Raw genomic sequence first — 12,823 nt, 5'->3', positions numbered from 1 at the left:
AAAAGTATTAGTGAACACAATCAACGACTTTATGAATAACAAGCTCACATAATTATCAATATATTTTGATATCTCAATAGAATCATATACAATCACCCTTAATTTTAAACTACTTTCTCTATCTTTTAACCACTCACTCCAGTCATATAATAGAGCTTCAATTTTATCAACACTGTGATGTTCCAATTCAATTTCTAATATATTTTTACTATTTTTCTTATCTTTCTTATCCTCGTATTTAAAATATCCATCTTTCCTAAAAAAAAGTTCTTCAAATCCTTCTACATTACAGTGGTAATTACCACCTTTAGGTTCAAAGAACTTCAAACTACATACATCCATTTGATTTAACATTTGTTTTTCTCTCAATATTTTCTGTTGCTGAAATGATATCTTCGCCATCTATCTGAAAACTGAGTATGCTTTCTCTGTTTTCATATAGATAACATATTATACATTTCTTTTTAAAGTCACCAATAATTCTTTCATTAAAAACTGTAATTAAAGGTATCATCGCTTTAAAACCACAAGTTATATTGATTATTACTTTTTCTATTGATTTATTTGTTAGTAATATTTCATTTAATATTGCAAAAGTATTATCAACTCCAGTTTTAACAAACTTTTTAGCATCTCCAACATCGATACCTTCTAAAATCTTGGTAGAAATATTGGACTCAAGAAATCCTAATTTATCTTGGATTAAAGTCCGATTTATCTCTGTAGCAATTAGACAACTAATTGAATGGGTAGATAATAAATAAATTAAATCACTCTCTGGATTAATTTGAATGTAATTATCTCTCTGCATTTGTTCCAAAGAATTTAGTTCTGCCGAAATATCTTTGGATGCGCCTACTTTTTGTTTTATAAGATTCACATAGCTGTTAACAAACTCTTTTACATCTTTATCATCAGCATGAAAATTCTCTATATCGGTTTTCTTAATTTCATTAAACCTGCAAAATAAATTATCATCTTTTCTAATGTGTTTATTAATAACCGAAATTCCCATAGGATTAATAATCAAATTCATAATACATACCTCCTGAATTGTATATGTTTAAATATATTGATTTTTTTAATAGACCCATCAACCTGCTTTGTCTCTTCTACAACCCGCCTTGTCGTGGCATAAACAGGTATCCTTTCGTTTTTCAAACACCAGGAGACTACAGCAAAGCTGACACCAAATTCACCCTGAACTAATACGTAATCTTTCTCAGATGTTTCCTCTTTCAAATACTCCAGAAACGGTTTAAGTAAAATAGTTATTTCACCTTCAGGTTTGATTTGACTCCATTGACTTAGCAATTCCTCCGGCAGTTTCACTACTTTTTCACATCCTAACTTTCCAAATATTTCTTCTTCCTGGTTAGTGGTTAACTTATGTGAAAAAAACAGATGCAATTTCCTTTCAGACATTTCTTTTCCTTAGTTTTTTTTCCCGACAAAACATCTTATCTCCCTATCATTTAATTCATATACAAATTGCTCTTGCTGGTTACCATCAACTCCCTCAATTACTTAATTAATACTATTATGAACCTTAAACTGTCATAACATCCATAATGTAAGGCATAACGTTTCCTTGGATACTTATATGATAAAGTATTATATATTTTTCATGTTACTTTATGTCAAATTCTTTTTTTCTTCTTTCTGGTTTCTATCTGGATGTGATGATCTTAAATGAACAACTAATACCATGGCTGTTTATACTTGGCACCAGTCATTGAAAAGTGTATCAGTAAATTTGGAAAAGAGCTATGAAAATGGAATTCTTATTTTTTTTACAAACTATAATATTTTGTACCCGGAAGGAGCTGTTACTGCAACTTTGAAGAGCAAAATATATTCCAGTGTCCTGTTTTCATGTTATTTAGTAACTGTTGTGTTTTTCTCCAGGATTATTTGGATTTATAGAAATGAAATTGCCCGGGAAGTCAAAATATAAAATATCTTCTATCCTGGGAATCTTACAAATATATTTTTCTGGCTGTGTGTCTTCTTGTTTTTTGAAATATTTCATTGGTTTATATGTCATAATCAGATGTAGAATATTCGGCTGGTAATGGTGGTGGGATTTACTGCAATTCTTAAGCAATCGGAGTTTAGAGAATGTGACGATTACGGGTAATTCGTCGGAATTTAGTGGCGGTGGTATTTACTGCACCTATTCTTCCAGTCCGAGTTTAGTGAACTGTATTTCTTGGAATAATTCACCCTAAGAAGTTGAATTTGGATTTAGTAGTAACCCGAATACAATAACAATAGCTTATTCTGATATTGATGGAGGATAGGAGGGAATAGTAACCAACAATAATGGTACAGTAAACTGGTTAGAAGGTAGGGGGTGACTTCTTCTCACTACTCAGCACTCACTGCTGCAAAGCAGCATAATTCGCCTCTGCATGCAGAAGTCATTTTCGACTTAGTCTCAAAATAAACTTCTGTATCCCTTGAATGCTTGCACCATATAGATATAGATATTTCATTGAGTTTCCTCGCTCAATTTTACCCTTTTCCACTCTTTCATGAGTAAGTTCCTGTTCCCGGATGCCCCTTCGAGCATTACTTCGATCTCGAAGACTTCATCTATCATATAATCTTCTACGCTGTCAAAAAAATCCAGTCCAAGGTATTGCAGAAATGTTACAATCCAACCGGCTAATCCTGATTCGTAGATAACAAGCCTGATCTTCACCCATTGATCTATTGGCAATAACGTGCCGCTTTGCAGCGAATTGCCTCCTGGAGATATATAACTATCCCCAAAGTAAATTATAGAAGTATTTGCCAGATCGCGGATATCATATCCAATTGAACTGCCAGGTCCATTCAGTAATACGATCGCAGAGCCTTGAATTGTTTCAGCTATCAGATGGAGATCAATGTTGCCTAATAAACCGCTCTGAGGTGAAATACTATAAACCTGATCATTATTATTGTCCTGTACTGTTACTTCAGTTACATTTTCACTTGTACAGCTTAAACTTATTAACAAAATTAGTAACCATAAAAATCTTAGATTCTTAATCAACATAGCTTATTCCTCCACATTAAACTTGCATCACCATAAAACTTAGTTTTCATTTATCAAATCACATTAGACTATACAACATAAAATTAATATACCATTTGTGGTTCAAAACTACTATTTGTCAAGTACTTCTTTTTGCTCCTTAAATCCAAACTGCAGAGATTTTATTTACTTCATAAGAAATCTTTTTAAGTTGATCTAAAGAGTGAAAGTCAATAGGAAGACTGCTCTGGCATAGTATTTGCTTTTTGCGATTGACAAAACGATAATCGAAGCTGTACTTCGAAATATCAATGCCACAATAAATAGTAGTAGATTCTACATTTTTAATCATTGTTTTCCTTAATATTTTTTTGGGGGAAAGAAAGTTCTGCTTCTATCCTACCTTCCGATTACTTGAGACTCTAGGCCTAATCAACCTATACGGATTGTAAGCAGGCGATATATTTTTCCTTGGGGTATTTAGTCATCCTGCTTACTTTCACCTTTAACTGCAACACTATTATATTTAATATTTCATGCAAAGATATTTTTAACTTATTTAACGTAGAAGGGAGTGATTTTTTTTCGCAAAAGTGCGAATTTGGCAAAATACTGGCATATATATAATGGGAAGGATATATGGTTTTCATCTGAGTAATTTGGTGAGAGTCCCTTTTCAAGGAGTTTTACATGTCCACTAGCAACTTTCACAATGTAAATGCCAATCGTATATTTGCTTGCGAACTGGCAGATGAGTTTGATTATGAAGATCTGTTAGAAAACCTGCGATCAGCTCTTTCTGAAGTTCCCGTAGATTATACTTTTGACGGAAATGATCCGCATGAACTTCGTAGTTATCCATCTCGGGTAATCACAGGTCTGGCTCTCAGCAAGAGCTATCAGAATTTCTCTGTTGATCTGGAGTTATCCATTATTATCCGTTCTGGCTATTATGCCGGTTGCAATCTGGACTGGGATCTGGTCTATAAGATTGAAGGCGAACCTGTCTTTGAGACGGAGTTTTATGAACCGATCAGGGATTATTCTGCCTGCTCGGAACGCATGGCACTCTATAAAAGCGAGTTAGCTCGTAAATGGGCAGAAAGAGCTGAGAGTAAGCTGATCAGGCAAGTAGAAGATATTTTTCGTCAGTTCAGTACCCCCTTGCGAGTAGCTGCCAGGTTTTCTAATGGGGAAACCATTCATGAGAAAGCAGGATAACGTCTTAATACTATTAATTAACTAGTAACCAATTAACCATTTGAGGGGCTTTTCAGCTCTATTTACAACAATAGAATAGTAGTGTTGTAACTATTTATCACTTTATTTAACAATTTAACCTAGGAGGACGCATGAAACTAATTCCACGCAACAGGCAGCTAGATCTGCGAGTGATTGATCATATCAAGTATGAAAATAATCGAAATGGTCTGGCAGGACATTCCCGCCGTAACCTGCGTACCATCGGTCAGCAGTATAATGACTATCTGGCTCGCAGTCGCCAGAAAGTCAGTGAACAGTCAATAGCAGATTTTCTGGTAGAGATTAAATACCAGCAGGCAGCCACTACCTGGAACCTTTCCCGCCAGAACCTGAAGAAGCTTATCAAGCACCAGCCTGGTATCAGAGAAAACTACCTGGGACGGATGATGGTAGATGAGATATTTTCTGAGATCAAGCCGGTCAAACAGGATAAGAAAGTACTTAAATATCTTAATTCTGGTCAGGTGCAGAATCTGATAGAAGGATCAGAACATACACTGGGTATGATCTTCGATTTTCTTTTCAAAACAGGCTGCCGCATCTCAGAACTGACCAGCATTAGATTAATGGATATAACACCTGCTGAGCAGGTAGAGATCAAACTTGTTGGTAAAGGCAATAAACAGAGGACGGTATTCATTGACCATCAGCTATATAAAGGCCTCAGACAAGAATTTCAAGGAGAGTACTATTTGTTTGAAAACAGCAGTCATCATCGATTGGATCGATCCAACCTCTATCGTAAAATCAAGGCAGCAGGTCAGGAAATACTGGGTCAGGAAATCCATCCCCACCTGTTGCGTCATTCCACAGCTAACTATCTTTTAAAGACCTGTCACAAGACAGCCAAATACGTAGCTGAATATCTTGGTCATGCCAATCCAGCCACGCTTCTGGAAATGTACATTCACGAACAGCCCGGCTCGGAAGTAGTGGATCTGTTTCAGCCCGAATTTGCCAGCAGTGTCTGATCAGGCTTTAAATATCAGGAGCAATTTTACCAGAGCCTGACTACTTTTTTTTACAACAACAAAATAAGGAGGAGATTATGCTAATCTGCCCAAAGCTGCAAAGAATTCTGCTTGTGTTACTAAGACATGTAGCAGAAGCTATCTGCCGAAACCTGGACACTATTTTTGGCCACAGAAGAGATTATTAATACTAAAACACTAAGATAGGAGTTTACCCGATGAAAACAACCCAAATGCCTCTTTTAAGCGAGATCCTAACAAGGATGGATAGTACTCATGATACTGAAAATCCCCGAGACCCACGTCGACACACAATTGCTTATTCAAACACGAGAACGATTATCAAATACATTGCCAGCGATGTGATATTATTGGCGTATGGATGTAATCCCGGCAATGGGATCGTGATCTTCAAAAAGAACCATGGTCTGATCGCCTATGGCTGCTATCTGGATAGTTTCCCCGCCGGAAAAGACTATCCCTGTTATCACTGGAAGAGTATGAGTATCGAAAAAGCCATTACCCGCATCAAGCTGGATATCTGGGATACTGCCGGATTTTTAGAAGAAGTAGATTTTATCGATGCTCCGGTAAATGAATGGCAGGAATTAGCCTGCGGTGAAATCGAATTTACTTCTTACAACAGCGGTAATATTAAGATCAGTGACTTTATGAGAACCTACAAAAAAATGATTTCCAGCTGTTTTTACTCCATTCTGAGATTGAAGTCCGGCAGATTACGGGTAGAAATTGACGGCAGTTATTGTCCTTACGAGCAACTTGCCGAAGCAATTCAGTTCTTTCGCTCCCAGACCGATAGCCGAGAAACTACGACAGGACAGTTACCAAGACTCTACTATTGGAGAAAAGTCCTTTCAGTATCAGACCTTGATGAAGAGATATTTCAGGAACTTAAAGTCCAGACAATTGTCCAGAAAATGAGCAAAGCTTTCTAAGGAATTATTATGGGCTATTTCAGCAATATGTCACTGGATATCTGTATAGATAAGATAGACGAGTTCAAGGGTCTTTTAGCTGAGGTGAAAATGAAAGTTTCTTCTGGAATAGCGGAGGACTGGGAGCAGGAACTTGATCTGCTGTTTCTTGATGACTACAATTGCCTGATTTGTGATGAATATTATGCGAAATGGTACTATGATCAGGTATGGCTGCTCCGGATTGCTTTGTTTGCAGCTGATGGTGAAGTGGAATTTACCGGAGAAGACGGAGAACGCTGGGGATATTATATCGAAAATCAGTCAGTATTTGTGATGAACTATCAAAGAGTCAAAGGTGATAAACTAACTGCGCCAGAGCAGTAAGAACCTTAAACAAGAATCTATTAACAATTGAAGCCGGAGCAATCCGGCATTTTTATTTATAAGGAGAAATAATGAGAGCTAAACAACTTAAAGAAGCTGTCAAATTTGCTATCAAAAATAAATATCCCCTTCTGATCAAGGGAGCACCTGGTATTGGTAAAACCGACATAGTAACACAAGCCTGCCAGGAAACAAACACAGAATTGATCCTTTCACATCCGGTCGTATCTGATCCCACCGACTTCAAGGGTCTGCCCTTTCCCGTGAAAGGAGAACACAAAGCAACATTTTTGCCATTTGGTGATCTGCTCCGGCTTATTGAAGCAACGAAACCGACTGCGTTTTTCCTTGATGACCTTGGTCAGGCTTGTGCTAGTGTACAAGCCAGTGCGATGAACTTATTGTTAGCGCGCAGGATCAATGGTCATAAAGTCTCTGAACATGTCGTATTCATGGCTGCTACTAACAGGAGACAGGATCGAGCTGGTGTGCAGGGAATTTTAGAACCGGTAAAGAGTCGATTTTCAGCTATTCTGGAACTGGATGTGGTAACCGATGACTGGGTGGAATGGGCAATTGAGAACGATATGCCAGTGGAACTGCTGGCTTTTATCAGATTCAGACCTAATATGCTGCATGATTTTACTCCAACAGCAGCTATCATCAACTCACCTAATCCCAGAACTATTGCCAATGTTGGCAAGATGATGAAGGCAGGTCTTCCTAAAGATGTGGAATACGAAATGATATCGGGCGCTGCCGGGGAAGGTTTTGCTGCCGAGTTTCTGGGTTTTTTAAAGATCTATCAGGACCTGCCTGATATTAAACAACTGATAGCAAGTCCTGATAAGATTGCCGTCCCTCGTGAACCATCTATGCTGTTTGCTATCTGCGGTGCTTTGAGTGCCAAAGCAAACAAAAAGAACTTTTCCCAAATAATCAGATATACTGAGCGAATGCCAGCGGAATTCCAGGTACTGCTGATCAAAGACACTATCAAAAGAAACAAGGTTTTGGCAAATACCGAAGAGTTTACCCAGTGGGCAGTCAAGCACTCTGATGTGATCTTGTAATAAGGAGGAAAAATGTCACTTAATGAAAAAGCTATGCTTGTCCATCTGAATATCAGTTTCTGGACAGCGAGAAAATATGACCGGAAAATATCCCGGGAAATAGAGATTCAATACAATGCAGACGAAGCAGGTAGATATAATAAGATACTCATTGCCAATGAATATTTGGCAAATATCAGAAAAATGGTCTCTGCTGCCCGGACATTCCATTATGAAAACACTCTTCCCTGGAATGATAATGGTGGAAGACTATTGCCGGCAGCCAATTATTTTAACTATGTGAAAGCAATGCAAAACCTGCAGGCTGATTTTGATAGAGAAACGGCTAATTTCATCAGAGTTTATCCTGACTTGAAAAATGAGGCAAAACTCAGATTGAATGGCATGTTCGACGAGGAAGACTATCCTGATATATCCACTCTGCGTACTAAATATGCGTTTTCAAGTCAGGTTACTCCTGTACCCGAAGCAGAGGACTTTCGGGTTAAGTTGAATGACAGTGAAGTTGATTCCATCAAGCAATCTATCGAGAGACAGGTTCAGAATTCAACCAGGGAAGCCATGAATGATCTCTGGAACCGGCTCTTTAGAGTAGTCAATCACATGGCAGAAAGGTTAGCAGATCCGGATAATAAGTTTAAGAACAGCCTGGTAGATAATATCGTTGATCTCTGTGACCTGCTGCCCCGGCTTAACATCACCAGCGATCCAAAGCTGGAAGATGCTCTGCTTGAAGTAAGACAGAAACTTACTGCTAATGATTCGCAAATTCTGAGAGATAATGATGTGGTCAGAACAAAAACTGCCGCAGAAGCTCAGAAGATACTCGATAAAATGAAACACTATCTGCCGGCAGCTTAGGAGAAAATATGGGTCAATACTACAAAATAATAAATCTTGATAAACAGGAATACCTCAGTCCTTATACTTTCAATAATGGTGCCAAGTTGATGGAATTCAGCTGTAGCAGAGCTGGTGTTTTAACAGCACTTGCTTTGCTGCTGGCAGATGGTAATGGTCGTGGAGGAGGTGATCTTCATTCTGCGAATCCAGTTATCGGATCCTGGGCAGGTGACCAGATCGTGATTGCCGGGGATTATGCTGATGACGAAAAGTTTCTGGGTAAAGAGCAGCTGGTTAAATACAAAATGCTGCAGGAAAACGAAAATGCCAATTTGTACTCTTATGCTGGGGAATATTTTAATGATATTTCAGAAAAGGCACTGGAAGCTATGCTGGATGATGAGTTTGTCTTTGATATATATAAAGAAGCAAATCTTCGCAGTCAGACAAAATCCGTGTTTGAAAGGGTTGTGCAGAAGAAAAAACAGCAGAATCTCCTCAAAGCTGAGGCAGGTTAGTTATGAATACCGAAAAGAAACTTATCAAAGCAAGAGCGGGGCTGGTTCTATCCAGTCCCTTCTTTGCATCAATTGCCCTTCATCTGAAACTGGAAGAAGATAAAAAGTGTGAAACTGCTTATACTGATTCCGTCATACTGGGCTATAATCCAGAATTCATTGAATCGCTATCCGATGCCGAAGTGAAAGCAGTTATCTGTCACGAAGTGCTCCACATTGCCATGCTGCATCCGTTCAGGAGAAATAACCGTGATCCAGAGAAATGGAACATTGCCTGTGATTATGCCATAAACCAGATTGTAAAGGATGCCGAATTTATACTGCCGCAGGGAGCTTTGCTGGATAGCAGATTCAAAGATATGGAATCTGAGGTTATTTACAGTAAACTTCCAGAAAAGACTCAGCTTCCAGCTAAGGCAGTTATGATTGGTGATGTGAAGGATTACAGGCAGGATATGAGTAACAAAGAATCACTTTCTGCAGCTCAACAGGAGAAGAACTGGAAGATAACCCTGACAAGTGCTGCTACTATTGCCAAAGCTCAGGGTAAGTTGCCGGGAGGATTAGACAGGATGATCCAGGAAGTACTGGCACCCAAGCTATCATGGCAGGAAATATTGTCGGGTTTTGTTACTCAGAATGCCAGGAATGATTATAACTGGAAACAACCTAATAAGAGATACATTCATTCAGGATTATATCTTCCCGATCTCAATGTTCCAGATCTGGGGACCATAGCAGTAATTATTGATACCAGCGGATCAGTATCACAAAAAGAACTGAGAATTTTCGCCTCAGAGCTGCGTGCAATACTAACTATCTATCCTGGAACTGAGATCGAAGTTATATATGTTGATACGAAAGTAGCACATACAGAAACTGTGAATATATACGATTTAGAGCTTCATGCCAAGGGTGGGGGTGGAACAGATTTCAAGCCTGGGTTTGAGTATATAGAAAATGAGCAGATTATACCGTCCTGCGTAATCTACTTCACTGATGGCTGGTGCAGGTCTTTCCCTCAACCACCGGAATTTCCAACATTGTGGGTATTGACTGATAGAACAGGCTTTTCTCTTCCTTTCGGGGAAGTGATTTACATCGAATGAGCAACGGGATTAAGTTCCCGTTGCTCTAGTTTCACTCTAATAAATTTTTAGCTATTAGCCAATTTGAATAATCTTGGAGAAAAGGCTTAGTGATGAAGAAGGCAATGAATAATCAAAAACACCTGAGAAAGGGATTAATTACTGACCTTGATATCGCAAAAATCTCTCAGGAGAACACAAATTCGGTTAAGATTCTATACTTCTTGAAAAGCTAAGTTGTTTGAGAGATTGGCGTGAAATCGAACAATCCCTTCCGCATGGATGTCAGAAATGGAAAAAATTTATTGACAGAGTATGAATTAAGAAAATAAAAGAGATTAATAAAATGTTGATGTTTATCAAGGTATAGTAAAGAAATAAATTCATGTGGAAATCGTATTAAGAAAAGATAAAATAGTATATTTTTCTGAGTAGTGTGTGAAATAGTAAATTTTCAGAAAAATAGAATCAGGAGGGGAATTTGTCATGAGAATACTAAAAGCATGTGTTTTATTTTTGTTTATATTTTTAACTGCACAAATTCAATGTGAATGTTTTGAATTGATTGAAGAAGATTATTCTAATAATTTTGTTTTGTTAGTTGACAAAAGTGGTAGTATGCAAAATAGTATTGATGATTTGAAAATGGGAGTTGAACACTTTATCAACAAAATGAAAAATAATGATAAAGGCCTGATAGTCAGTTTTTCAAGTTCAATTGAAATTCATGAAACATTTTCAAGCAATACTTCCACTTTGGTTAGATCATTAAGATCAATTGAAACGGGAGGGAATACCAGGTTATATGATGCTATTGTGAGAGCGACTTCTGAATTACAAAAACAGGATGGTAATAAAATTATTGTATATTTCACAGATGGGTACGATACGGGAAGTTTATTATCGCTAAGTGAAATTGAGAAGATAAATGTTTCAGAAGGGATTTATATATATGGAATTGGGATGGGCGATGTAAATGTGCAAGGCTTAACTCGTTTATCAAAAATAACTAACGGAGAATTTGTAATTTCCAATGACAGTAGTGATTTAAAAGATATTTACACTAATATTATAATGTCTTATAATAAAAAGTACCAAAATATGAAGGAAACATGCAAGGTTACTGTTTTATCAATCCCGGATAGAAAAAGAGTTACAATCAATGGTGTAGATTATGGTGAAACACCTTTGAATTTAGACTCATTTCAAACAGGTAAGAACAATGTTGCTGTTCAGTTTGCTAATGGCAAAGCAGGTTGCAGTTTTCTAACAAAATTAGGATATAGAACTATTATCACTTTGCGAGAAACTGATATTGGTAAAGATTTGATTGTAACTTCCAATTTGCCAGGAAGTTACGTTTTTATAGACAGTGTATATGTAGGAATAACAAGTTACAAGGTGCTCCGCGGTGTAACTATTCAGAAAATGTTTATCGATAAAGATCAACTATGTATCAAGGATTTAAGTGTTGGAAACCACAAACTTGAAATTATCGGAATCCCTGAAATAGAATGGGGAAGTGATCAGAAAAGAGAATTCAATATCGAAATTATGGAAGACGGACCAGGAGAATTGTGTATATATGTCCCAATTCTCAAAAGAAAAGATAATATCGTAACTAATATTGCTAATGTAAATGAAATCAAAACTTCTAATGATCCATTTGATGAATTGGATAAAGAAGTATTTGAAAAAACAGGAGTTAAAAATGAATAAAATTATTGTTATCGCTTTTATGATCATAATCTTAAGTGGATGCTCGGTGAATAAAAACCAGGATCCATTTTCGGAATTGTATGATGCTGTCGCTGATTTACAAGAATTAGGCACACCGGCAGTAGTTGTTGAATCACAATCGGCGAGAAGGGATATCTTGAGAGAAAATTTAGATGGTTTAGGTAAGGCTGCCTTAACTGCTCAATTAGAGGCAAAAGTGAGTAAGTTACAAAGAGGTTACCTTGAAGAAACTACCGATCTGGATGGAAGTGAAGTAAACGCGACATTCTTACAGGTATGGAAGGCAACTTCCAATAATATTATCACAGGATCCAGTATTTTTGGTAGTCCTATTATAATCAAGGAAAAGGGTCACTTTTCTGGTGCAGCTGTAATGTATATTAATCCCAAAATTTTTAATCAATCCTTTAATGATGGCTTGCAGGGACATAAGGAGTATACCAGATGGAGATCTTCAGAGGCTTTTAAAGAGCTTGAAAAAGAAGAGCAAAAATTCGAAGACTACAAAGAAAAGTACGAAAGTAAACGGTAGCAAAGTTAAACCCAAAGTCCATTACTGGGCTTTGGGTTATTATTTTTCTATTTGTTATTAATATGAAAGAGATGGTATGAATATAAGAAAATTGGTATACAAAAAAAATGATAGTAATATATCATATATATCTGTTAAAAATATTTTTGGTATATATTTAATACTGATAATCCATATGATATTAGCCACAGGATGCGCTTCAACTAGAAATACCGGAAAATTTGAAGAGATTGGGAGGGGATACCCACGATGGTTTATTTATCAGTCTGAGAATCCTGAATTAGTAGTAGGTTTTACTCGTAACGGCAAGGGTCTGCAGAGAGATGCTGAGATTAGATATTGTGGTTATCACAAAGGTTTTTCAATTCAGGGTGTATTGTATGTATATCCCAGTGGCGATTTCAATTTTTCTGACTATCATTTTTATTATGAGCAGCAAGAATTAGAC

General features: G+C 37.1%; 15 protein-coding genes. 11 read left to right on the top strand and 4 right to left on the bottom strand.

Features of this window, described 5'->3' with window-relative positions; genetic code table 11:
• The 4 genes from RAO94_00725 to RAO94_00710 form a co-directional block, all read right to left on the bottom strand.
• The coding region (locus RAO94_00725; protein ID MDP8320851.1) for a hypothetical protein at window positions 1-354 on the bottom strand (354 nt) is incomplete at its 3' end.
• Entirely contained in the window at window positions 329-1,036 is a 708-nt protein-coding gene (locus RAO94_00720; protein ID MDP8320850.1) for a hypothetical protein, read from the bottom strand. The genes RAO94_00720 and RAO94_00725, both read right to left, overlap by 26 nt.
• On the bottom strand, window positions 1,033-1,425 hold the full coding sequence (csx20, locus tag RAO94_00715) for a CRISPR-associated protein Csx20 (GenBank protein ID MDP8320849.1): 393 nt from the start codon (window positions 1,423-1,425) through the stop codon (window positions 1,033-1,035). Before csx20 ends, RAO94_00720 begins: the two co-directional genes overlap by 4 nt.
• Before the next feature lie 1,069 nt (window positions 1,426-2,494).
• Window positions 2,495-3,046 carry a hypothetical protein gene (locus tag RAO94_00710; GenBank protein MDP8320848.1) on the bottom strand — a complete coding sequence of 184 codons (552 nt, stop codon included), beginning with the start codon at window positions 3,044-3,046 and terminating at the stop codon, window positions 2,495-2,497.
• Window positions 3,047-3,715: 669 nt separating this feature from the next.
• On the opposite strand from RAO94_00710, the gene RAO94_00705 reads away from it, so the two are divergent.
• The 11 genes from RAO94_00705 to RAO94_00655 all read left to right on the top strand — a co-directional run.
• On the top strand, window positions 3,716-4,246 hold the full coding sequence (locus RAO94_00705) for a hypothetical protein (GenBank protein ID MDP8320847.1): 531 nt from the start codon (window positions 3,716-3,718) through the stop codon (window positions 4,244-4,246).
• A gap of 131 nt (window positions 4,247-4,377) precedes the next feature.
• Window positions 4,378-5,259, top strand: coding sequence for a tyrosine-type recombinase/integrase (locus tag RAO94_00700; GenBank protein ID MDP8320846.1), 882 nt, complete (start codon window positions 4,378-4,380; stop codon window positions 5,257-5,259).
• A gap of 218 nt (window positions 5,260-5,477) precedes the next feature.
• Window positions 5,478-6,215, top strand: coding sequence for a hypothetical protein (locus RAO94_00695; GenBank protein MDP8320845.1), 738 nt, complete (start codon window positions 5,478-5,480; stop codon window positions 6,213-6,215).
• 9 nt (window positions 6,216-6,224) lie between these two features.
• Window positions 6,225-6,581: a hypothetical protein gene (locus tag RAO94_00690; protein MDP8320844.1), complete on the top strand. Its 357-nt coding sequence runs from the start codon at window positions 6,225-6,227 to the stop codon at window positions 6,579-6,581.
• 71 nt (window positions 6,582-6,652) lie between these two features.
• On the top strand, window positions 6,653-7,654 hold the full coding sequence (locus RAO94_00685; protein ID MDP8320843.1) for an ATP-binding protein: 1,002 nt from the start codon (window positions 6,653-6,655) through the stop codon (window positions 7,652-7,654).
• Between the two features lie 12 nt (window positions 7,655-7,666).
• A complete protein-coding gene (locus RAO94_00680) occupies window positions 7,667-8,515 on the top strand; it encodes a DUF3150 domain-containing protein (protein MDP8320842.1) in 849 nt (282 codons plus the stop codon).
• 8 nt (window positions 8,516-8,523) lie between these two features.
• The gene (locus tag RAO94_00675) at window positions 8,524-9,015 is read left to right on the top strand and encodes a hypothetical protein (GenBank protein ID MDP8320841.1); all 492 of its coding nucleotides are present in this window, start codon (window positions 8,524-8,526) and stop codon (window positions 9,013-9,015) included.
• Between the two features lie 2 nt (window positions 9,016-9,017).
• On the top strand, window positions 9,018-10,124 hold the full coding sequence (locus tag RAO94_00670; protein MDP8320840.1) for a VWA-like domain-containing protein: 1,107 nt from the start codon (window positions 9,018-9,020) through the stop codon (window positions 10,122-10,124).
• A gap of 465 nt (window positions 10,125-10,589) precedes the next feature.
• Window positions 10,590-11,822 (top strand): VWA domain-containing protein, encoded by a 1,233-nt coding sequence (locus tag RAO94_00665; protein MDP8320839.1) that lies wholly within the window; start codon window positions 10,590-10,592, stop codon window positions 11,820-11,822.
• Entirely contained in the window at window positions 11,815-12,375 is a 561-nt protein-coding gene (locus RAO94_00660; protein MDP8320838.1) for a hypothetical protein, read from the top strand. Before RAO94_00665 ends, RAO94_00660 begins: the two co-directional genes overlap by 8 nt.
• Before the next feature lie 76 nt (window positions 12,376-12,451).
• Window positions 12,452-12,823 (top strand): hypothetical protein (locus RAO94_00655; GenBank protein ID MDP8320837.1); only part of this gene is annotated, 372 nt, incomplete at its 3' end.

The organism is Candidatus Stygibacter australis (genome assembly GCA_030765845.1).
GTDB classification, from domain to species: domain Bacteria; phylum Cloacimonadota; class Cloacimonadia; order Cloacimonadales; family TCS61; genus Stygibacter; species Stygibacter australis.
The sequence above is the reverse complement of the archived record's forward strand: the minus strand, read 5'-3'. Positions and strand labels throughout refer to the sequence as shown.

Coding starts and splice junctions, on each gene's coding strand:
- RAO94_00700 (MDP8320846.1), top strand. CDS start 4,378: ATGAAACTAATTCCACGCAACAGGCAGCTAGATCTGCGAGTGATTGAT.
- RAO94_00710 (MDP8320848.1), bottom strand. CDS start 3,046: ATGTTGATTAAGAATCTAAGATTTTTATGGTTACTAATTTTGTTAATA.
- RAO94_00720 (MDP8320850.1), bottom strand. CDS start 1,036: ATGAATTTGATTATTAATCCTATGGGAATTTCGGTTATTAATAAACAC.
- RAO94_00685 (MDP8320843.1), top strand. CDS start 6,653: ATGAGAGCTAAACAACTTAAAGAAGCTGTCAAATTTGCTATCAAAAAT.
- RAO94_00665 (MDP8320839.1), top strand. CDS start 10,590: ATGAGAATACTAAAAGCATGTGTTTTATTTTTGTTTATATTTTTAACT.
- RAO94_00675 (MDP8320841.1), top strand. CDS start 8,524: ATGGGTCAATACTACAAAATAATAAATCTTGATAAACAGGAATACCTC.
- RAO94_00660 (MDP8320838.1), top strand. CDS start 11,815: ATGAATAAAATTATTGTTATCGCTTTTATGATCATAATCTTAAGTGGA.
- RAO94_00670 (MDP8320840.1), top strand. CDS start 9,018: ATGAATACCGAAAAGAAACTTATCAAAGCAAGAGCGGGGCTGGTTCTA.
- RAO94_00680 (MDP8320842.1), top strand. CDS start 7,667: ATGTCACTTAATGAAAAAGCTATGCTTGTCCATCTGAATATCAGTTTC.
- RAO94_00705 (MDP8320847.1), top strand. CDS start 3,716: ATGTCCACTAGCAACTTTCACAATGTAAATGCCAATCGTATATTTGCT.
- RAO94_00690 (MDP8320844.1), top strand. CDS start 6,225: ATGGGCTATTTCAGCAATATGTCACTGGATATCTGTATAGATAAGATA.
- RAO94_00695 (MDP8320845.1), top strand. CDS start 5,478: ATGAAAACAACCCAAATGCCTCTTTTAAGCGAGATCCTAACAAGGATG.
- csx20 (MDP8320849.1), bottom strand. CDS start 1,425: ATGTCTGAAAGGAAATTGCATCTGTTTTTTTCACATAAGTTAACCACT.